We start from the raw sequence: 21,776 nt of genomic DNA, 5'->3' as shown, positions 1-21,776 counted from the left end.
AATCCCGATATCTCAGAAAAACACCTCCCATTCATCCCACCTCTCATTTATCCAGCTTGCCATTTCATGATTTCCAGTATATTACTCACAAAATGAGAATGATAAGTCTACCTTTTGCTGACAATAATACTGAATACCTGTCAGATCAATTAAGTAGGCAAACGGGTTATGAATTTCTACTGTTGGGATGTTATGGAGATTTGATCATGATTGACTCGGATACCCAAAATGTGATCAATGGCATAAATCTTGAGTGATCTTAGGCAATACAGAATCTTATATGACCGTAACCGCGATATCTGACTGATCATAAGCAATGATCATCGGCAATTCGAATCACGGGCGGTTGTCATGGCAATCGGTACTTGCCGTATTCCAGTGATTCCCGAATGGGAAGGAAGAGAGGCTTTTCCAGAAGAAATCCTTCACTCTTCAACATTCAAACGGACACAGGATTACGCGAAAAAGCATGTGTTCGTGATCGGCAGCGGCAATTCCGCAGCTGAAATTGCCAGCAGACTGACTGAGTATGTAAGCTCGGTAACGATGTCTGTCAGAACATTGCCGCACTTTCTGCCCAAAAGAATTTTTGGTATTCCGATCGTAGGCCTGGGAATAGGGTTAAGACATTTGAATTGTTGGTCCGATACAGAAAATCTCCGGCCCGACGGTGCATGTGCAAAGTACTGCTGGAGCCACAGTACAGAATAATGATAATGCCACAATAACACTGCAGCCTGATGTCATCGTAGCTGGAACCGGTTTCCGTACCGGAATTCCTGAGCTTGTACAGATACCAGGCATTGCTGACGAGAAGGGCAGGCCAAAAATTTCGGGTGATCAGGAATTCGAGAAAGCACCCCGTCTCTATTTTATCGGACAAATCAACCCGCTCAGTGGCCAGTTGCGGGAAATCCGTGCTGAGGCCGGCAGAATCGCCAGGAAACTCAGGAAACAGGTTGGAACACAATCGAATGCGAATATATGAAGAGATCCTCTCATCACAAATGGATGATGCTTAACACTAATGCCTAGAAAAATATCAGTCGAGGAAAAAATACTGTGGACGGCACGCCGCCTGTTCTGCCGTGTGGGCATTCATGCTACCGGTATCGCCAGAATCATTAAAGAATCGGGGGTATCCCGGCGCAGTCTCTACACGCATTACGGATCGAAAGAAAACTTGCTCAAAGCCGTATTCGAGGCGGAAGCAAATATGTGGTTCCGCTGGTTTGATTCGGATCTGCCGACAATGGAATGCACGCCTATCGACCGTATCCTGGCACTATTCGATTTAATGCAGGACTGGTTTGGCAGTGACGATTTTTTCGGTTGCGTATTTATCAATGCCGTGGCTGAACATGAAAAGAGCAATAGCTGGATACAGGAAATTGCCAACGGACACAGGGAAAAAATAAATGCAAAACTCCAGTCAATGGTAGCGGAAAGCGGCGCGCGGGATCCCGAGATAGTAACGGAAAAACTGAGCCTATTGATTGATGGCACCATCGTGACAGCAATGGTTACCGGCAATGGTGAAATTGCGCATATAGGACGGCTGGCCGCTGCAGATATTTTGCGAAGCGCACAATAAATCCATGTCCGGTGGTAAGAATAGAACCGGGCTGAACCATCGATTTTTTTAACCACTTAAAATATTTATCAGGGAGGAAAAATGACCACAATCTGGCAGAATTTATCGATCCGCGCCCGGCGTCTTGTAATTGTCACGGGAATATTGATGAGCATCGTTGTGATCGCGGCATGCAGTTTCACGTAAGCTCTCAGGGAGACGGATCGGAAACTTATCCCAAAGGCTTTCGTGGCGGCACCTGCACGATTGAGTCTGAAACATTGCTGATCGGTTATTCCGCTTATTTTATTCCTCATGATTATAAGGTACCGGATGATGCTCTGAGTGCAATGTCCGTTCCCATTCTGTGCGGTAAGGTGCCCAGCCCTGGCCTGCTCAGTATTACCATCGACCTGCTGCATCCCGTATCTATGCGCGAACAACCTGTAGCGCTCAGCCTGTTTAAGGAAATCGGTGGCGCGCCAGCGCAGTCACTGTTGTCGATTCCCGCCCGAAATTATCAATCCGGTATTATTTATCAGGACATCCGCATCGATGAGCCGGGAGAATATGTCATACGCCTCTCGGGGGTAGACGAACACCAAGCTGATTTCACGCTGGAAATCCCGATTACGGTCGGCACGAAATGGTATGAGCCTTTTGTTCAGTTCTGGCCTTTGCTCTTACTGAGCGCGGTGGCTGTCTTTTTATCCAATCTCAAACGAATAATTGATTAGTTTCTATTTCACTTATATGAAGATCGAATCATCTAGTCATCGTATTACCCAGTTGATATAAGCGAACGTTTACTGGAGAACTCAATGGTAGGTTATGTTGGCAACGTCGCCATCTCTTATGATTAAGTTCTCAGAAAAACAGCTGGAATCCACCCGGTTCTATTGCATCATAAAAAAGCACCTCACCAAGCGAATGGTGAGGTGCAAAGGCTTCGTTACTCATTGATACTCTTTTGGTAACGAACGAACAAAACATGGCACTAATCAATAAATCACAAGAATCCTACTGTTACGGTAGTTGATTGCTCATAGGCAGCGTATACACGGGTTTAAAAACCGATACCCACATAGCCACCAACGGTCAAGCCGCCAATTTTCGTGCCATCCAGCGAACCAGCGACTAATTGGTAACGCGCATCAGTGCCAATGAAGAAATCTTTCCATATGTTATATTCAATACCGCCTGCAAACATAATGCCCGGTTCCAGTACGGTAATGGATTCAGTGGGAGGGCTGACGACGTGTATCGCCAGACCGGCCGGGATAATCCAGGGTCTGATTTTATATTCCGCAAAATGATTAAACTTAATTTTGGGTGATGCGGTTAAAGTAAATTGATTAACAGTCACCCCCCGAGGATTGTATGCACCCCCCGCCAGCTGCGTAGGCTCGTTCGCCAGCGCATTGCCCAGAATGCCATGACCATATTGCTTATATTCAAACATCAGCTCTGCATCAATTTCAGTTTTGGGCATGAATCCCCAAGTATCCTTGGTCAATTGAAAATCAAACCCGGCGCCGGTATACCACGCATGCCGGTCCGCTTGCTCCTGCGCGCCCACCGGCGCGACACGGCTTTCAATCGATACACCATTACGATGCCCATCGCTTCTGCCATAGCCACCACGGAAAAACAGCATGATCTTTTTTTGACTCATACCATCGAGATCGATACTTTTCCTCTCAGCTGGGATGCTGGCTTGCTGAATCTGCTCCACCTTTCTGGTGGTTTGTACCGACGTTTCCTGAATCTGCTCAACTTTCCGCGTAGTTTGCACCGATTCCGCCTTGATTCTATTTAACTCATTCTGAATTTCCTGCAAGGTATTTTCCAGCTGTTTGATGCGTTGGGCTGCCGCATCCTGCGCATAGGCTTGTGTCGTAGTTACCGCAAAAATAATGAATAACGAAACAATTGTTATAAAATTAGCAGCTGACCTTCCCTTTTGTAAAAAATACTTCATATAATTCTCCTTTATAAGTTTAGTTTTTGGATGCGGTGAATAATTAATTGCAATAGCATATAAAAAAAAATTTGCAGCAACTTTGATCCACATCAAGATAGTAGTAATCAGTGCTTCGTTTTGAGAATTTAATGAATTCCAGTATGAGAACTTTTGCATCATTTCCACCGGTGGAAAATGCGTTGAGCGAGCCCAATGGGTTGCTGGCTATTGGCGGGGATCTTACTTCGCATCGCTTGCTTGAGGCTTATAGCAAGGGCATTTTCCCCTGGTTTAATGAAGATCAGCCGATTCTTTGGTGGAGTCCGGATCCGCGCATGGTGCTGTTTCCACACCAATTGAAAATCTCTCGCTCACTACGCAAGACTGTTAAGAAAGCCAACTATAAAATTTGCACTGACTGCAACTTCACTCAGGTTATGCTAGCTTGTGCAGCACCGCGCGAAGGCCAGTCAGGTACCTGGATACACCCACAAATGATCGCCGCTTATACCGCACTCCATGAAATGGGATTGGCACATTGCGTGGAAACCTGGATCGATAATGAGCTTGCCGGGGGACTGTATGGCGTCGCCTTGGGTAAGGTATTTTTTGGTGAATCGATGTTTTCGCGGGTTCAAGATGCGTCAAAAATTGCCCTGGTTCATCTGGTAAAACAGTTACAATCCTGGCAGTTTGGCCTGATAGATTGCCAGGTTAAAACCCATCATCTGGCATCCTTGGGCGCACAAGAAATTTCCAGAGCAGAATTTAGTCAAAAATTGGACTGTCTAATTACGACTGAATTCGAATCCGGCAACAAATGGAACTTTGAACGCACTTTGATTGAATAGAGCTTATCCGTGCCTAAATTTCATACCACTAACCCTTATTCCTGCAGCTATTTGCCTGATAGATTGGCATGCTCAGAAATCGCAACCCCAGAACATCTGATTGATACGAGAACCTATGGGAAGTTAGTTCAGGCGGGCTTTCGTCGCAGCGGACATTATATCTATCGTCCTTGTTGTGAGCATTGCCAGGCTTGTCAATCAGTGCGCGTTAATGTCAAAACTTTTACTTCCAAACGTGCTCAACGACGCGCCTGGAAACTGCATCGGCATTTAATAGCCACGCAGCATCCATTGCACTACAAACCGGAACACTATGCACTTTATCAGCGTTATCAATCCAAGCGCCACTTGGGTGGCGGCATGGATAATGATTGTCGTGAGCAATATCACAATTTCTTATTGCAAAGCTACGTGAATTCCAAATTGGTAGAGTTCCATGAAGCCGATCGGTTACGCATGATCAGTATTATTGACATTCTCCCTGATGGTATTTCATCGGTATATACCTTTTTTGATGCAGATATCGCTCACGCAAGTTTTGGTACTTACAATATCCTATGGCAGATTGAACAATGCCGGCAATGGGGCCTGGATTATCTTTATCTCGGTTATTGGATCAAAGAAAATCAGAAAATGCGTTATAAAGCCAATTTTCAACCACTCGAAATTTTGATTAATGGTTGCTGGCAATTGCCGGGCAGCGGCAATATTTCTTAAAATTCATTCAAATCGGTCATTGCTTCGGGATAAAATTCTGCATGTTCTATACTCTGCTTCGTCCGCTGCTTTTTAAGCTGGATCCGGAATCCGCTCACAGAATCACGTTCAGGGTAATTGAGCAAGTCAGTCGGCTGGGTTTGCTGAAGCGTGTTTCTATTTCCTGTCGACCGAGAAGCGTAATGGGACTTACATTCCCTAACCCTGTCGGATTGGCCGCCGGCTTGGATAAGAACGGCGAGCATCTGGACGCGCTTGCCGCAATGGGATTCGGTTTCATTGAAATTGGCACGGTCACGCCAAAACCTCAGCCAGGCAACCCAACACCGCGCATTTTCCGTGTGCCCGAGGCAAACGCAATCATCAATCGCATGGGTTTTAATAATCATGGTGTCGAGCAGCTGGTTGAAAATATCCAACGTTCGAATTACCAAGGCATATTGGGCATTAATATTGGCAAGAATTTTTCCACACCGCTAGAAAAAGCGATCGATGACTATTTGATCGGGTTGCAGAAAGTTTATTGTCACGCCAGTTACGTGACAATCAATATTTCATCACCCAATACAAAAGATTTACGGCAATTACAAGCTGCCGATGCTCTTGATCAGTTGTTGGGCGGATTAAAGTCCGAACAAGCGAAATTAGTGCAAATTCATGGAAAATATGTACCAATGGCGGTAAAAATAGCGCCCGATCTTGATGAAAAGCAAATCGAATCGATTGCTGCGCTACTGCTGAAGCATCGCATAGATGGAGTGATTGCTACCAATACGACAATTTCACGAATGGGCATTGAACATCTGAAACTCGCGCAAGAAAGCGGAGGGCTCAGTGGCGCTCCATTAACTCAAAGCGCTACAGCAGTAATCCAGCAATTGCATCATTTTCTGCAAGGCGCTATTCCAATCATCGGGGTTGGCGGCATCTTATCGCCCGATGATGCACAAGACAAATTAAACTCCGGAGCCAGCCTGATCCAGCTATATACCGGCTTAATTTACCATGGCCCCAGCTTGATTAAAGAAATTGCCCAACTGATTTGTGCTGATTCAAAACATAACCATTTACAACAATGAACCAATTGCTGATAGAAAAGATAGATGCAATCTTGCCGCAAACCCAATGCAAAAAATGCGGTTTTGCTGGCTGCAGACCCTATGCAGAAGCTATCGTAGAAGGCGGCGCAGATATCAACCAATGTCCTCCGGGAGGACAGCAAGGTATTCAAAAAATTGCTGAGTTATTGGGTATTCCAACTAAACCCCTCAATACCATGCACGGCTTTCCAGGATCCCTTCAAGTTGTTGCCTGGATAGATGAAAATTTGTGTATTGGCTGCACATTCTGTATCCAGTCTTGTCCTGTCGATGCGATTATCGGTGCCGCCAAGCAAATGCATACAGTGATCGCAGATGAATGCACGGGTTGCGATTTGTGTGTTACACCGTGCCCGATGGATTGCATCAGCATGATTCCGGTTGATAAAAAAGCAGCGGATCTGGCCAACTCATCCGTAGATGCCGTAAAAAAACAAGCTGCGGACAAAGCGCGCTTGCGCTACCAATTTCGCCAGCAACGAATTGCACATGAGAGGCAAGCTGATCACAAGGCGCGCACCCAAGAACTTATCCAGCCACCACAAGCTCAGACAAGCTCTGAAGTTCGCAAACAAGCGATTATTTCAGCCGCGCTCAAGCGTGCAGCTGCAATACGCGCCCGGACAGAAAACAAACCAGATTTCATAAAAAACAAATGAATGCCGCCAAACGCCATGAGATTTTTGCTTGCCTGAAAACTATCAACCCAAACCCGACCACTGAACTGGAATATCGCACACCTTTTGAATTGCTTATTGCAGTAATACTTTCCGCTCAGGCTACAGACAAAAGCGTTAATCTGGCAACACGAAAATTATTTCTCAAGGCCGATACCCCAGAGAAAATTCTTGCTTTAGGAGAAGCTGGTTTAGTTGAGTTTGTCCAAAGAATTGGATTATATAAAACCAAAGCAAAAAATATCCTGGCCACCTGCCAATTGTTAATACAACAACATCGGAGTGAAGTGCCGCGTACGCGGGAGCTGCTCGAGCAATTACCCGGCGTCGGACGAAAGACCGCCAATGTCATCTTGAATACAGCTTTTGGTGAGCCGACAATCGCTGTCGATACTCATATTTTCAGGATCGCCAATCGCACAGGGCTTGCGCCAGGAAAAAATGTTTTAGAAGTGGAGTTAAAATTGCTTAAAGCGGTGCCAAAAGAATTTCGTCAGGATGCTCACCATTGGCTGATTCTTCACGGCAGATACGTTTGTAAAGCGAGAAAACCAATATGTTCAGCATGCAAAATAAATCATCTGTGTGAATTCAAGGATAAAAGCATTTAACCTCAACGGCTCCTATGTTCAAACCATCTCGAGTACAAGCACGTCAATTATTTTTTGATACTTGGCGTAAATACCATCAGCAAGAAGTCCTATCCGGGATAGAAACAATTGCATTGGAAGTAATACTGCAACACCAGGAATATCAAGGATTGCTTGATAATCCCGATCAGTATTTGGATAAGGATTTTTTGCCTGAAATGGGTAATACGAATCCATTTTTGCACATGAGCATGCATGTAGCGATCAAAGAACAGCTATCTATCAATCAACCTATTGGCATTTGCGAACGATTCACCCAACTGCTGGAAAAAACCGGAAGCGAACACGATGCCACCCATCAGGTAATGGAGTGCCTCGCAGAAATGATTTGGCAAGCACAGCGCTATCAATCTGCGCCGGATGCAATCATTTATTTCGATTGTCTGGATAAACGAATCGGTTGAATGTTTCAATTAAAAACGGGATAAAACCGAACAAATTACGGTATTTATCCCGCTTCTATTTCAAGCACAAATAAAATTATTAATCTGCTTTTTTATTTGTTTGAATTCAAAGTGCCCGGCAAGCTTGAATAGTAAAAAGCCAAATTCTCAATATCAGCTGCACTTAGATTTGCAGTCATTCCAGCCATGATAGGATCATTCCGCGCACCGGATTTGTAATCGTTCAACGATTTTACTAAATAGCTTCTATACTGCCCACCAATCTTAGGGAAATTCGGTGCAGGACTATTGCCATCCACACCATGGCATGCCGCACATACTTCAGCCGCTTTGCTTTTACCTGCTTCAATATCAGCAGCCATTAATTGACTGGATATTATCAAGGCCGCTGCACTTACTGCAGCGATTACATAATTCTTCATAATTCGTTCCTTGCGTAAATGACTTAATTAATTTTTAGAATAATAAGCAGCAAAATCTTTGAAATCCTGTTCCGATAACGTTTTAGCCAAGCCGGTCATAGTCGGATGGCTACGTGTGCCATTTTTGTATCCTTCTAATGCTTTAACGATATATTCCGCATGCTGCCCGCCCAGTTTGGGAACATTATAAGCATTAGGAAAAGCTGTTCTATACCCTGGAATTCCGTGACAACCCTCACACATTGAAAGTTTGTCCTTTGCCGCTGCCGCATCCCCTTCTGCTTGAGATACGCCTGTAAATGCCAAGAACATACCCATGGCAAGTAATAAATTCATAATCAATTTGTGTTTCATCTAATCCTCCTTCTCTCAAAAGTTGAACTTTAAACGATACGCTCGGTTTGGTCAATGAAAAGTATAAGTATGTCCATGTTGTTTATAGGGAAATGGTGATCTCAGGTACTAAAATTTGCAGCAGATTTTGATTCCAATTCTTCCCATCTTGCGAAGCAGCCTGTCAGCTCTTTTTCAATCGCAGCAAGGCGCAATTGTAATGCTTTCGCTTCGTCCGGATAATCGCGATAAGTCGTTGGTTCATTCAAGCGTAAAATTATATTCGCTTGTTCCTGCTCCAAGGTATCTATTTTAGCAGGTAATCCTTCAAGCTCCCGAGCTTCCTGATAGCTTAATTTTTTAGCCCGAACAGAACTGGATGATTTTGAAATTTTAGCCGGTGAAGTATCCAATTGATTTGATAATATTTTCGGCTGATTGATACTGTCTTCGAATTGTTTTGCACGTATCCAATCTTCATAGCCGCCGACATATTCACATAATTTTCCATTTCCTTCGAATGCAATTACTTGTGTGACCACATTATCAAGAAATTCACGATCGTGACTGACCAGAAACAACGTACCCGCATACTCCTGCAGCAAGGCTTCCAGTAACTCCAGCGTTTCGATATCCAGATCATTGGTGGGTTCATCCAACACCAGTACATTGGCCGGGCGCGTAAATAATCGCGCCAGTAACAATCGGTTACGCTCCCCGCCTGATAGTGATTTGACCGGTGAGCGGGCGCGCTCCGGAGGAAATAGAAAATCCTCCAGATAACTGATGACGTGCTTGCGTTTACCGTTAATTTCTATAAAATCCGAACCTTGACTGATGGTATCGGTCAGAACCATTTCTTCATCAAGTTGCTCACGCATTTGATCGAAATAAGCAGCTGCCAGCTTGGTTCCTTGCTGAACTTCTCCGGAATCCGGCAGCAATTCACCTAAAATTAATTTTAATAAGGTCGATTTTCCAGCACCATTAGGACCCAGTAATCCCACCCGGTCACCGCGCATGATTCGGCAAGAAAAATCTTTGATAATTATTTTATCGCCATAACTTTTATTCACAAGCTTCAGCTCAGCAACCAATTTTCCCGAACGCTCGCCAACATCGACATTGATATTGGCTTTACCAACTTTTTCCCTTCTTGCTGCACGCTCTAGCCGTAACGCTTCCAATCTTCGTACTCTGCCTTCATTGCGTGTGCGTCGTGCTTCTATGCCTTTTCGTATCCAGATTTCTTCCTGCGCCAGTATCTTATCGAACTTTTGTTGATGCACCGCTTCAACTTCGAGTATTTCCACTTTCTTACGTTGATAATCCTTGAATTTTCCGGAAAAATTTTCCAGATTTCCGCGATCCAATTCAATAATCCTGGTTGCCACATTATCCAGAAAACGGCGATCATGTGTAATAAACAAAACGCTGCCGGAAAAATCCTGCAATAATCCTTCCAGCCATTCAATCGAAGAAAAATCCAAATGATTGGTGGGTTCATCCAGCAATAGTACATCCGGTGATATCACTAGTGCACGCGCCAACGCCACGCGCTTTTTCAAACCACCGGAAAGATGCTCGATCAAAGTATCCGCAGGCAGATTCAGCTTATCGATTACCGCTTCTATTTTTGCTTGTAGATTCCACCCGTCTTCCACTTCCAAGGCACTTTGCAAATCCTGCAATCGAATCAGCAATGCTTCGGTATCCCCTGTCGTTTCACTCAGTGCATGCGAAACAGCATGATAATCCAACAGGATCTGGCTAATGTTGCCTAAACCAATTGAAACTTCCAAATACACCGTGTTGGCGGGATTCAAGAACGGCTCTTGTGAAACGTAAGCCAGCTTTAAATTGGGCGCACACCAAAGTTTGCCGTCATCCAGTTTGATCTCTCCCGCCAATGCACGTAGCAAACTTGATTTACCTCCACCGTTCCTGCCAATTAATCCTACGCGCTCCCCCGGATCCAGTTGCAAGTTTGCATGATCAAGTAAAGCATGATGGCCAAAAGCCAAACAAGCGTCTTCCAGTGTAATGAGCGGCATCGTTACGGTTTACTTTTTACGGGGATATTTAGATTTTGCTATTCGATAAATAACAAAGGAGTGATTTTGTCATGCTTTAAGCGGCTTGGCAAAAATGACTTAAAAAAATGGAGCCCATAGGCTCCATTTTTACAATGACTGCTAAAAATAAATCGAATTACTCGATTGTCGACACACTAATTTTTTTCGGCAGCACTGCTTCACGTTTCGGGATAACCACTTCCAGCACGCCGTGCTTTGATGACGCGGAGATTGCTTCGGCATTCGCAGTATCCGGTAAGCTAAAACGCCTGTAGAATGAACCGTAAGTTCGTTCCACACGTTTATAACCTTCTTTCTCTGTTTTACTTTCGGATTTCTTTTCGCCTTTAATCGTAAGCACACCGTCTTCCATGCTGATGTCAATTTCTTCCGGCTTTACCCCTGGAATGTCCGCATGAATGACAAATTTACCCGCTTCTTCCTTAATATCCACAGCGGGTGCCCATTCCGCAGTTGCGGTGGAACCTTCAGCAACACCCCGCTCCAACTCTCTTTGCAGTTGACTCAACAAACCCCAAGGTTCATAACGTGTAATAGCCATAATAAATTTCTCCTTTCCATATAAATTAAAAAAACATCATATAAGCTCAATATCAATGCCCAACTAATTTCACATTGTCAGCCATTTGAAGCAGCGTTGTTACAATCACTGAAAATACACTTTCAATGTCGATATAAGGTTTATTTAATTTTTTTCAAGGGAGTGAGTATAAAACTATATCAATTTTCAATTACCTTTGTTTTAAATAAGAAATTACATTTATTACCACCGGCCACGCCGTCGTAATCCATATATAATTGCTGCCGTGACTGACAGCAATAAAACAACCCAAATTCCATGTCGTTTAACCCATTCCATTGGATTTGCCTGAATGGAAAACTTTGCCTCGGCGAGGTCAAGTATTACGGTATTTGTCTGTGCGCTATTTTGCGCTAATAAGTGCAACTGGAATCCCAATACCCGGTCACCTGAAGAATCCGGCATTACCCACCAGCGCCATTTTGCCATGCCTCCATAGTCCGAATTCGGATCCTGAGGTCCTTGCCGATCAATTTCAAACGTTGCTCCGACAATTTCTGCTTTCATGCTGGGGGACACCACGCCGCTAATTCCCTGTATCGAAGTACCTTCGGAAGCTGCAATTGCAATTTCGTTCAAGAATCGGGCAAGATGCTTCGTTTCTAAATTCAGAGTCACTTCAAAACCTTCATATTGTTTGATCGTTGACGGAATCGTAATCGCCGCGCTATCGACCGGTAATTTCATAATCACCGGATTAAATTCCCTCTTAGCCAATAACATGTGCATCAATGCATTGATGGAAAAAGGTACGACGAGTAACACCGTTAATAATGCAATGAGCATGATCAAATTGAAATTAAAACCGGATTCAGGTTCTGAATGGCGCATGATTTCTCCAGCTGTTGATTTTATAGTGAAATAATATCATTCTTAGCCCAACGCTTTTTCCTAAAAAAGTCACGCAGTTATTTCGATACGTTCAGTCGACCCGGAAATAAACGAGAAGATGATGATAATAAATATTTTCAGGCCTTTGAAGCATCATTCCGACCAGGTTATCATGACCAGATCTGCCAAACCTTCAATACGTGTGCACCAACAAACCGAGCATGACGATCAGGACCCCGATGCGTTTATGCGCATGCACGCCAACTGTACGGCTTAAAAAACGCAATGCTTTTTAATGCAATATCGCGCATAAAGTAACAACCACCCCGGAGATCATTAATCCCAACAAGCAAGAGGTGTGCTCATTCATAGTTTCAAACTGATTTTTTAATCACAAAACGTATTGTGATACATATAATAGAGAAAAGGTTAAGTACAAAACATTTATATAGCGATAATTACGCTTCATAAGAAAAATTCATGGGACAAGCAACTGAAATCATAGGGCGTGGATTGGCGCGGTTTTTAACCAAGCAGATACGGCAAAGCATTCAGGTTGCAACAATCAGCCAGGAACAGCTAGCAGCTACCTTACGGCCCGGCGATGTGCTATTGGTAGAGGGAAATACTCGTGTCAGTGTCGCCATCAAATACCTGACGCAATCAACTTGGTCACATGCGGCACTTTACATCGGTAATGTACTGCCTCATGGCGCTCCTTGGGAACTCCCCCGAGTGCTGATCGAGGCTGACCTGAAAGAAGGTGTACGTGCCATTACACTGGCGCATTATGCGCAAATGCATACCCGGATCTGCCGTCCTGTTGGTTTAAGTAATGAGGATCGCAAGCGTATCGTCGACTATGCGATCGCGCGTATCGGACATCGGTACGACCTTAAGCATATCTTCGATCTTTTGCGTTATCTGCTCCCAACGATCCCAATTCCCACACGATTCCGCAGACGATTACTGGCATTGGGAAGTAACGATCCTACACGGGCAATTTGTTCTACTTTGATCGCACAAGCCTTCGAATCGGTGCGCTATCCAATTCTGCCGGAAATTCAGCGCACATGGTCGGATGATCTCACCCGTGCAGATTGTTATGCGGATATTTACCATATCCGTCATCACAGCCTTTTTACCCCAAGGGATTTCGATATATCGCCTTACTTTGACATTATCAAGCCGACTATTGAAAATGGCTTTGATTACCGCTCACTCGCTTGGAGCGATGCAATGCACGACCCTGGGCGCATTCAGTGTGAGGTTACTGAAACAGTCAAAACCAAAGGATTATTATAAGCGCAAAGATTTTTCTATTTATAGTCAACCATGATTAATTTTGATCATTGCTGTTCTTGTCTGTTTTTCGATAATTTTTTTCAGATAAATGCCACGCCATTTTGCGCCAGCCCCGCAAGATCGATATTCAATGCATTTTCTACAGAATTGGCGCCTACTTCCATTAGCTGCGCTTGAGTGGATGATCCGCCACTACCTTGCAACAAGCTCACATAAAAATCATGCACTGCTGGAGCTGGTGCCACACCGACTACATTTTGATAGACAGTATCGACAAATTCATCGTTGGATAAGTCCAGTACATTAACGGCAAGCTCGGATACTTCGAGTGCGGTTTGCCCCGAATCGAACAAATTTAACCCTATAGTCACATAGTCCGGATGTTCCGCGATTGCAGGCGCGCCAAAAGCTGCACCAATGATCCGGGCAGTGTTGTTAGCAGCCTGTCCGTTATTAAGATCCATCGCAAGTTTCGTATCTGCGAATTGTAGCCGCTCAATGTCGGATAGCGTATCGTTCCCCTCCGGGCCGGAAATATTAAATCCCGAAGGAGTTGTTGCAATGGTAGAGCCAGCACGATTATCGCTGTAAATTGCTGTATCGATACCCAGGCCGCCATCCAGAATATCATCACCCCCCAAACCATTCAGCCTGTCCAAACCATCCCCAGCATTAATAATATCGGCACCTGGCGTGCCTGTAAGATTGTCCGGGCCATTGGTACCTGAGATGATGTTGCTGAATATCGTGCCAGTGTTGCCAACAAAATTGGTCGGAGAATTGACGCCTGTCGAACCATCACGGTTCAATGATGTTGTCCCGTCAACCGGGAGCGCAGCATAAGAAATCGCACCCCCAATCATTCCGGGAAAATTTATGGCGCCATTGGTAGTAAATAAAAAACCATCCGGAATGATATAGTCTGGCGCAACTATTCCTAAATCCGCAAATCCCTGAGTGGCAACCAATACTGCCTTGCCAGCGGTTGCAGAGCCGGGAAGATCAGTGCCGAAACTATAAGTATTGGAAGTGATGCCATTGGTTGAAATAATTGAGTGCCCTGCCCAGAAATGCTGGATATTGGCATCTCCGACAAACTCTATGAACTGAACAGTACCCGCTGCGTTTGAAAACACTTCATTGATATGGAATAGATGAAAGGACATTATCTTCTCCTTGAATCAATCATTAGTATTCGCTACTCAAGCTGACAAAGCTGACAAAGCTGTAAGTCATGATACACGATAACAAAGAATGAAGCGGCGCAATTAAAACACACGCTTATCGGCTACAAATCAATTCAGCCTTTATTCTGGCAATGCGTGCTGAGCGCACTTTGGTATTAATGGCGCTAGGCAATGCGGTTGATTCAGATAAATTCTGCTTGAGTTCAGCTGCAATTGCACCTGCATCCACTTTTTTTGCCGCAAGATATGCTTTTCGAAATCGATCAGCCTGCGCATAAGGCTTGATTGCATAACCTGGACGGCCATGAAAATCGCATGCGCAAGCCTGTAAAAATTCTTCAAATCGTTCCGGTTTACGGTAAGCATCGACCGTTTGCAGTATATTCGCCATAGTGGACGGTTTGAGCTCTTCCGCCCGATGTACGTCGCCGTGATAACGGGCCACCAGTAACGCGAGATCACGCGATTCTTTAGGAGTCCTGATACGCTCACACAAATTTTGTGTCAATTCTACGCTACGTGCCTCATGGCCTACATGGTGCGGCCATTCTTCGGGGGAGGTTGTGCCTTTACCTATATCATGCATCAGCGCGGCAAAACGCACCGGCAACGAATAGTTTTGCGCAGCGGCGTAATCAATTACCAGCATAATATGCACACCGGTATCAATTTCAGGATGCGCATGCGCCGGTTGCGGAACACCGAACAACACGTCCACTTCGGGAATAATCCGTGCCAAAGCACCGCATTCTCTCAGCATATAAAACATTCTGGATGGGGTTTTTTCCATCAATCCGCGCGCGAGTTCCTGCCACACACGCTCCGGTACCAGCGCATCAACTTCGCCGTTATGCACCATATCATTCATCAGCATCATTGTTTCCGGCGCAATGCGGAAACCGAAACGCGCCGCAAAACGCGCGGCTCTGAGAATACGCACGGGATCTTCTGAAAATGCCGGGCTGACATGGCGCAAAATGCCAGCTTCCAGATCAGCGACACCGTTAAAAGGATCGATAATCCTGCCGTCTTCGTCCTTGGCTATTGAATTGATGGTAAGGTCCCGGCGCGCCAGATCTTCCTGCAAGGTAACCTGAGGAGAAGTAAACACTTCGAATCCTTTATATCCGAGTGAAATTTTTCGCTCAGTTCGGGCTAATGCGTATTGCTCATTTGTTTGCGGATGCAAGAAAACCGGAAAATCCTTCCCCACCGGACGGTATCCCAACAATTCCATTTCCTCCGGTGAAGCTCCCACTACCACATAATCATGATCCTTGACCGGTAATCCAAGCAATTCATCGCGCACTGAACCGCCTACAAGATAAGTTTTCAATGATTATTTCGCCTTCACAACGCCTAGGCGCTCCTTAAGTGTTGGTGAATTGTGTCCATGATCAAGCACTCTGGCGTAATACATCGAATTTTTCAAAACCTTCTTGACGTAATCCCGTGTTTCGTTAAAAGGAATGGTCTCGGCATAGATAGCGCCTTCCAACAGCCTGGTGTCGTCGCGCCAGCGTCTGGCCCGGCCAGGTCCGGCATTATAAGCCGCCGAAGCCAGCAACGGTTGGTTATCCAACGTACTCAACACGTACTTAAGATAATACGTACCTAATTGTAAATTGGTATTCACATCCACCACCAGATTCTGACGGAAATTGGGCATTCCCAGTTGTTTAGCAACCCATTCGGCCGTAGCCGGCATCAATTGCATCAGGCCCGTTGCTCCTGCATGGGATTTAATATCCGCAATAAAACGGCTTTCCTGCCGGATCAAACCATACACCCAGGCTTCATCCAGCTCATGTCGTCGCACTATATTTCTAAGTGCTTCGCGGTGCGGGGATAAAAAACGTAAACTGAAATCATGCTGCGCTACCGTTCTGTTCGCAGTATTGATCGCGCGGTCATACATACCCTGACGGCGTGCTACTTCAGATGCAGCCAGTAATTCCGCATCGGAAAATTGCCGAACGGTCCAACTCCATTCGCGAAGTGCTTCAGTGCGTAAATTCATGCGCGCAAAAGCCAGCGCCCGCTGTATGCCGGGTCTGCGCTCCATCGCAAACACTTCATCAGTACTTACGCGATAAGTTTTTTCTGCGATGCTGAGTATGGTACCCAACTCTTCTCGTGCCAATTGGCCATAAAAACTGTGCTCATCGCTAAGCGGAATTAAGATATTATTTGCATCCTGCATTCGATTCTTGACGATTAACGCACGCGCTTTCCAGTATCGCCAAGTATCTATCTGCTGCTCTGCGGGTGACATTTTTTCGATAGTTCTCAGCACCTCATCCCAGTGAGCGAGCCGCAAAGCTGCACGCACTTGCCAGGCAAGCACGGTATCCGAAGGCGGATAGGTTTGCGGTGTATTCTGAGCTTCTCTGAACCAATCCAAAGCACGTGAATCATGCCGCATTGCTGCGCGATACCCGAGCCTTCCAAGGAAATAGGAACGATCAAACGAAGTAAGCTGGCTTTTGATCTTTAACCACTGCACATAAGCTTGATTGGTATCATTACGCAGCAGGCGCAATAGCGCAAACAAAGCAATTTCGCGGTCACTACGCGATTTGATTTTGTTTTTTAAGGTATCCAGGTAACGTAGTGGATTTTTGGCCGCATTGTTCAAATCGGCGCTGTTCAACAACTCACTATTAGGCAAATAACGACTAACATGCATCGCCACACCTGTTTGACCTTCTTCCAAAGCGAATCGAATCCGGGTCCAGATATCTTCCAGCGTAATCTGTTCACTGTAGATTAACGTACGAAAAACCGGTGTGCAGCTTTCGGGCTGACTGGTCGGCGTAAACCATAATGACTGAACTTCCGGCAGCACTGAATCATCCTTAACATTCAGGCGACTCTGATAGTAATAACATAGAAGCTCGGTATCCCTGTTTACTGACAACGGATATTCTATTGCAAAGAGTGACCACTGTTGATTCTTGCCCAGAATCTTGAGCCAATCTCCGCGTAATCGATCCGCAATCAGATCGTCATCATAGCGTGTGAGAAAGTACCGAATATCGGCAATACCGGTGGTTTGCAGTCTCATGCGCAATTTAAAATATTCCACATAGGGCATAAGCACGTGGCGCTGCAGCTTTATGGAATATTCATCCAGGCGTTTCACATTGCCAACCTGGAAGGCTTCACGCGCGGCGATAAAATCAAGGTCCTGACTTGCGGACAGCGCTCCAGAAACGACCCAAAGAATTAGTCCCAAAAGGTAATTTCTCATAGCGACTTCCCGCACAGGCTCTAATGAAGAGTGTTTAGAATCAAGAATAGAACAAATTTTTTGCAAAAAATGAGACTTTCGCATATTTGCTGTGAAAGCCCAGCGTCATTCTCCAAGCTTCAGAAAAAATTCCGCAATCTCTCAACAGGCAATTAATCACTATTAAACAACGCCTTGACTCAGCATAGCATCAGCTACTTTGACAAAACCGGCGATATTGGCGCCATCCACATAATTAACGCTGCCATCGGGCTTGGTGCCATATTCCAGACAGGACTTGTGAATGGCCTGCATAATTATTTGCAGACGGGCATCAACCTCATCACGCGTCCAGGATAAACGCATTGCATTCTGACTCATTTCCAGGCCTGAAGTGGCGACACCCCCGGCATTACTTGCTTTACCCGGTGCATAAAGCACTTTGTTATGGATAAAGCATTCGACCGCTTCAGCGGTCGATGGCATATTTGCACCCTCAGCAACACAAATGACGCCGTTGTTAACGAGTGTTTGCGCATCGGCTCCGGTGATTTCATTCTGCGTTGCACAAGGCAGTGCCACTTGCACTGGCACATGCCAAGGTTTTTCACCCGGTAAAAAGGTAACATCCACACGCTTAGCATATTCATCCAGACGTCCATACAGATGATTTTTTACTTCTGCCAATATTGCCAGTTTTTCCAGGGTAAAGCCGCTTTCATCCACGATCGTGCCGCTGGAGTCGGATACGGTAATCACCTTGGCGCCTTGCGCCATGGCTTTCTCTACAGCAAATTGCGCGACATTGCCCGAGCCGGAAACCGAAACACGCATCCCTTCCATATAGCGTCCTGCATGCCGCAATACTTCCTGAGCAAAATATACCGTTCCATAACCCGTTGCTTCCGGACGAATTAACGATCCGCCAAAACTCAACCCTTTTCCGGTAAATACACAATCAGCTCGATTGGATAGTTTTTTCATCATCCCTGCCATGAATCCAACTTCACGTCCGCCAACGCCGATATCTCCGGCAGGTACGTCGGTATTCGAACCAATATGGCGAAACAACTCACTGATAAAGGCTTGGCAAAAGCGCATAACTTCCCCTGGGCTTTTACCTTTCGGATCAAAATCGGATCCCCCTTTACCACCCCCCATCGGTAATGTCGTTAAAGCATTTTTGAAAGTTTGCTCAAACGCCAGGAATTTAAGAATTGACAGGTTCACCGAAGGATGAAACCGAACACCGCCTTTGTACGGACCAATGGAAGAACTATGCTGCACGCGATAACCCCGATTTACTTTAACTTCGCCATGATCATCGACCCAGGATACGCGAAATATAATCACGCGCTCAGGCTCAACCAAACGATCCAGCAAACTATGCTCGGCATAGCGTGGGTGTTCCATTATAAAGGGCCACAAGCTTTCAATGACTTCCGTAACCGCCTGCATGTACTCTGGTTGATTAGGATTACGCTCAGTCACATATTCACTGAACTCCTGAAGGCTCTTATATTTCATTTTTAATTCCCCGGTAAATGAAAGGTTATGTGCGAATAACCCAATTCTGCCAAATAAACTTACAAGCTGCACTGTATTTTTGTTAAAAATGGAGTTTTTTGTGCTGCTACATTGAAATATCAGTTATTGAAAAGCTTCGCTGCAGGTAAACTGGTTTACCAGCAAATAAGATTTACTTCTCTACTGAATTGGTTTTAGGCGCAAAATGAAGGTCTCTAGTTGTCGTATCCCCTATCTTAGGGGATAATGTACACTTTTATTCATTTTATTTTTCTGAAAAATTAGGGAGCTAGTATCGATGGGGACATTCAAGGATTTTGACGCGACGGTATTTAAAGATTTGACCAGTGCGGTGCGCGCATTGGCGATGGATGCCGTGCAAAAAGCCAATTCTGGTCACCCTGGTATGCCAATGGGTATGGCTGAAATTGCTGAGGTACTGTGGATTCACCACTTGCGTCATAATCCTGGCAATCCGGGTTGGGTTGACCGTGACCGGTTTGTGTTATCTAACGGACATGGATCCATGTTGATTTATGCTTTGTTGCATTTGACCGGTTACGATTTACCGATGGAAGAAATTAAAAAGTTTCGTCAATTCCATTCAAAAACACCCGGACATCCGGAGTATGGTTACACGCCAGGCGTAGAAACTACTACCGGACCCTTGGGTCAGGGCATCACGAATGCGGTAGGCATGGCTTTGGCAGAAAAAGTATTGGCGACCGAATTCAATCGTCCTGGTTACAATATTGTAGATCATCACACGTATGTTTTTCTCGGTGATGGCTGTTTAATGGAAGGCATCTCGCATGAAGCTTGCTCATTAGCCGGCACTTTGGGCTTGGGCAAACTCATCTGTTTTTATGATGATAACGGCATTTCCATCGATGGCCATGTGGAAGGCTGGTTTACCGATGATACGCCGAAACGTTTCGAATCTTATGGCTGGCATGTGGTGCCTAATGTCAATGGCCATGATCCTGTGGCAATTGAAGCTGCGATCGAAGCTGCGAAGCAAGTCAACAACAAGCCATCGATGATTTGCTGCAAAACGGTCATCGGACTGGGTTCTCCGAATATGGCCAATACCCATTCCGTACATGGCGCCGCATTAGGTGATGCGGAAATCGCCGCCACTCGCCCGCATATTGGCTGGCATCACCCACCTTTTGAAATTCCGCAAAATGTTTATAGCGTTTGGGATGCGCGAGCGAAGGGGCAGAAGCTAGAAACGGAATGGAATCAGAAGTTTGCTGAATATGCAGAAAAGCATCCCGCGGAGGCGGCGGAATTTAACCGTCGAATGGCTGGAGAATTGCCTGCAAATTGGAGCAATCATGTTGAGAATGTCATTAATCAAGTCAATGCGAAAGCGGAATCCATCGCGAGCCGCAAAGCTTCACAAAATGCAATTGAAGGCCTGGCGCCCATTTTGCCGGAACTGATTGGGGGATCTGCCGATTTAGCCGGCTCCAACCTGACACTATGGTCAGGCTCCAAAGGTATCGGCAATAATAGCGGCGGTAATTACGTCTATTATGGTGTGCGTGAGTTTGGTATGAGCGCAATGATGAATGGATTGTCGTTGCACGGCGGCCTGATTCCTTACGGCGCAACTTTTTTGATGTTTTCAGAATATGCCCGTAATGCACTGCGCATGGCCGCTTTGATGAAAATCCGTAACATCTTTGTCTTTACACATGATTCAATTGGCCTGGGCGAGGATGGCCCAACGCATCAACCGGTAGAACAAACGGCTACATTGCGTTATATCCCCAATATGGATGTATGGCGGCCCTGTGACACCGTTGAATCAACCGTTTCATGGGTTCGTGCCATCGAACGTAAAGACGGTCCTTCAACATTGATTTTCAGCCGCCAGAATCTGCCGTTCCAGAAACGAGACATGGCAGTCATCAAACAGATTGAAAAAGGTGGCTATGTATTAGCCGAAGCGGGTAACAGCAAACCGCAGGTTATTCTCATCGCTACCGGCTCGGAAGTCGGTCTGGCCGTGGACGCGCAGAAGGTATTGGCGGATGGAGGTATTCATGCACGCGTTGTTTCCATGCCCTGCACCAATGTTTTTGACCGTCAGGAACCATCTTACAAGGAGAGTGTCTTGCCAAAAGGTGTCAAACGCGTGGCCATTGAAGCTGGAGTGACGGATTTCTGGCGTAAATATGTCGGGTTGGATGGCGCAGTGGTGGGTATTGATACTTTTGGTGAATCAGCGCCCGCAGATGTGCTATTCAAGCATTTCGGCTTTACTGTCGAGAACGTAGTCAAAACAGTAAAAAGCGTTCTCTAATTCGATTAAGGAAT

The 21,776-nt window shown here is 45.5% G+C and carries 22 protein-coding genes; 12 read left to right on the top strand and 10 right to left on the bottom strand.

Annotated elements, in window-relative coordinates; genetic code table 11:
- Positions 1-351: 351 nt before the first annotated feature.
- From C4S39_RS15650 to C4S39_RS02515, 4 genes are all read left to right on the top strand, one after another.
- Positions 352-711 (top strand): NAD(P)-binding domain-containing protein, encoded by a 360-nt coding sequence (locus tag C4S39_RS15650; RefSeq protein WP_258039245.1) that lies wholly within the window; start codon positions 352-354, stop codon positions 709-711.
- On the top strand, positions 677-988 hold the full coding sequence (locus C4S39_RS15645) for a hypothetical protein (protein WP_258039244.1): 312 nt from the start codon (positions 677-679) through the stop codon (positions 986-988). The genes C4S39_RS15650 and C4S39_RS15645 overlap by 35 nt, the downstream gene beginning before the upstream one ends.
- Positions 989-1,027: 39 nt before the next feature.
- The gene (locus C4S39_RS02520; protein ID WP_103965476.1) at positions 1,028-1,594 is read left to right on the top strand and encodes a TetR/AcrR family transcriptional regulator; all 567 of its coding nucleotides are present in this window, start codon (positions 1,028-1,030) and stop codon (positions 1,592-1,594) included.
- A 170-nt stretch (positions 1,595-1,764) separates the two neighbouring features.
- Complete coding sequence (locus C4S39_RS02515) at positions 1,765-2,310, top strand: hypothetical protein (RefSeq protein WP_258039243.1); 546 nt, start codon at positions 1,765-1,767, stop codon at positions 2,308-2,310.
- Between the two features lie 329 nt (positions 2,311-2,639).
- On the opposite strand, the gene C4S39_RS02510 is transcribed toward C4S39_RS02515, so the two are convergent.
- Complete coding sequence (locus C4S39_RS02510) at positions 2,640-3,554, bottom strand: hypothetical protein (RefSeq protein WP_103965497.1); 915 nt, start codon at positions 3,552-3,554, stop codon at positions 2,640-2,642.
- Between the two features lie 143 nt (positions 3,555-3,697).
- Here C4S39_RS02510 and aat point away from each other — a divergent pair, with 143 nt between their 5' ends.
- From aat to C4S39_RS02480, 6 genes are read left to right on the top strand one after another with little or no spacing between them, the layout of a single operon-like run.
- A complete protein-coding gene (aat, locus tag C4S39_RS02505) occupies positions 3,698-4,387 on the top strand; it encodes a leucyl/phenylalanyl-tRNA--protein transferase (protein WP_374953009.1) in 690 nt (229 codons plus the stop codon).
- Between the two features lie 9 nt (positions 4,388-4,396).
- Complete coding sequence (locus tag C4S39_RS02500; RefSeq protein ID WP_103965474.1) at positions 4,397-5,104, top strand: arginyltransferase; 708 nt, start codon at positions 4,397-4,399, stop codon at positions 5,102-5,104.
- Between the two features lie 41 nt (positions 5,105-5,145).
- Positions 5,146-6,183, top strand: a complete 1,038-nt coding sequence (locus C4S39_RS02495) for a quinone-dependent dihydroorotate dehydrogenase (protein ID WP_103965473.1) — start codon at positions 5,146-5,148, stop codon at positions 6,181-6,183.
- On the top strand, positions 6,180-6,863 hold the full coding sequence (gene rsxB / locus C4S39_RS02490) for an electron transport complex subunit RsxB (protein ID WP_103965472.1): 684 nt from the start codon (positions 6,180-6,182) through the stop codon (positions 6,861-6,863). The genes C4S39_RS02495 and rsxB overlap by 4 nt, the downstream gene beginning before the upstream one ends.
- Positions 6,860-7,492 carry an endonuclease III gene (nth, locus tag C4S39_RS02485; RefSeq protein WP_103965471.1) on the top strand — a complete coding sequence of 211 codons (633 nt, stop codon included), beginning with the start codon at positions 6,860-6,862 and terminating at the stop codon, positions 7,490-7,492. Before rsxB ends, nth begins: the two co-directional genes overlap by 4 nt.
- A gap of 14 nt (positions 7,493-7,506) precedes the next feature.
- Entirely contained in the window at positions 7,507-7,935 is a 429-nt protein-coding gene (locus tag C4S39_RS02480) for a DUF1841 family protein (RefSeq protein WP_103965470.1), read from the top strand.
- Positions 7,936-8,027: 92 nt separating this feature from the next.
- Here C4S39_RS02480 and C4S39_RS02475 read toward each other — a convergent pair whose 3' ends face one another.
- The 5 genes from C4S39_RS02475 to C4S39_RS02455 all read right to left on the bottom strand — a co-directional run bounded on the left by C4S39_RS02475 (position 8,028) and on the right by C4S39_RS02455 (position 12,197).
- Positions 8,028-8,357: a c-type cytochrome gene (locus tag C4S39_RS02475; RefSeq protein ID WP_103965469.1), complete on the bottom strand. Its 330-nt coding sequence runs from the start codon at positions 8,355-8,357 to the stop codon at positions 8,028-8,030.
- Positions 8,358-8,384: 27 nt separating this feature from the next.
- The gene (locus tag C4S39_RS02470) at positions 8,385-8,711 is read right to left on the bottom strand and encodes a c-type cytochrome (RefSeq protein WP_258039242.1); all 327 of its coding nucleotides are present in this window, start codon (positions 8,709-8,711) and stop codon (positions 8,385-8,387) included.
- Positions 8,712-8,812: 101 nt separating this feature from the next.
- Positions 8,813-10,744 (bottom strand): ATP-binding cassette domain-containing protein, encoded by a 1,932-nt coding sequence (locus C4S39_RS02465; protein WP_103965468.1) that lies wholly within the window; start codon positions 10,742-10,744, stop codon positions 8,813-8,815.
- A gap of 157 nt (positions 10,745-10,901) precedes the next feature.
- Positions 10,902-11,327, bottom strand: coding sequence for an Hsp20/alpha crystallin family protein (locus tag C4S39_RS02460; RefSeq protein WP_103965467.1), 426 nt, complete (start codon positions 11,325-11,327; stop codon positions 10,902-10,904).
- A gap of 222 nt (positions 11,328-11,549) precedes the next feature.
- Positions 11,550-12,197 carry a hypothetical protein gene (locus C4S39_RS02455; protein ID WP_103965466.1) on the bottom strand — a complete coding sequence of 216 codons (648 nt, stop codon included), beginning with the start codon at positions 12,195-12,197 and terminating at the stop codon, positions 11,550-11,552.
- 480 nt (positions 12,198-12,677) lie between these two features.
- Here C4S39_RS02455 and C4S39_RS02445 point away from each other — a divergent pair, with 480 nt between their 5' ends.
- Complete coding sequence (locus C4S39_RS02445) at positions 12,678-13,502, top strand: YiiX/YebB-like N1pC/P60 family cysteine hydrolase (RefSeq protein WP_103965465.1); 825 nt, start codon at positions 12,678-12,680, stop codon at positions 13,500-13,502.
- A gap of 80 nt (positions 13,503-13,582) precedes the next feature.
- On the opposite strand, the gene C4S39_RS02440 is transcribed toward C4S39_RS02445, so the two are convergent.
- From C4S39_RS02440 to gdhA, 4 genes are all read right to left on the bottom strand, one after another.
- Positions 13,583-14,668, bottom strand: a complete 1,086-nt coding sequence (locus tag C4S39_RS02440; protein WP_103965464.1) for a calcium-binding protein — start codon at positions 14,666-14,668, stop codon at positions 13,583-13,585.
- Positions 14,669-14,783: 115 nt separating this feature from the next.
- Positions 14,784-16,025 carry a multifunctional CCA addition/repair protein gene (locus C4S39_RS02435; RefSeq protein WP_103965463.1) on the bottom strand — a complete coding sequence of 414 codons (1,242 nt, stop codon included), beginning with the start codon at positions 16,023-16,025 and terminating at the stop codon, positions 14,784-14,786.
- 3 nt (positions 16,026-16,028) lie between these two features.
- Positions 16,029-17,942: a lytic transglycosylase domain-containing protein gene (locus C4S39_RS02430; RefSeq protein ID WP_103965462.1), complete on the bottom strand. Its 1,914-nt coding sequence runs from the start codon at positions 17,940-17,942 to the stop codon at positions 16,029-16,031.
- Positions 17,943-18,104: 162 nt separating this feature from the next.
- Entirely contained in the window at positions 18,105-19,448 is a 1,344-nt protein-coding gene (gdhA, locus tag C4S39_RS02425; protein WP_103965495.1) for an NADP-specific glutamate dehydrogenase, read from the bottom strand.
- 298 nt (positions 19,449-19,746) lie between these two features.
- Here gdhA and tkt point away from each other — a divergent pair, with 298 nt between their 5' ends.
- Positions 19,747-21,762: a transketolase gene (gene tkt, locus C4S39_RS02420; protein WP_103965461.1), complete on the top strand. Its 2,016-nt coding sequence runs from the start codon at positions 19,747-19,749 to the stop codon at positions 21,760-21,762.
- Positions 21,763-21,776 lie beyond the last annotated feature (14 nt).

This window comes from Nitrosomonas ureae (assembly GCF_900108305.1).
Taxonomy (GTDB): domain Bacteria; phylum Pseudomonadota; class Gammaproteobacteria; order Burkholderiales; family Nitrosomonadaceae; genus Nitrosomonas; species Nitrosomonas ureae_B.
This window is presented reverse-complemented; position numbering and strand designations above follow the sequence as displayed.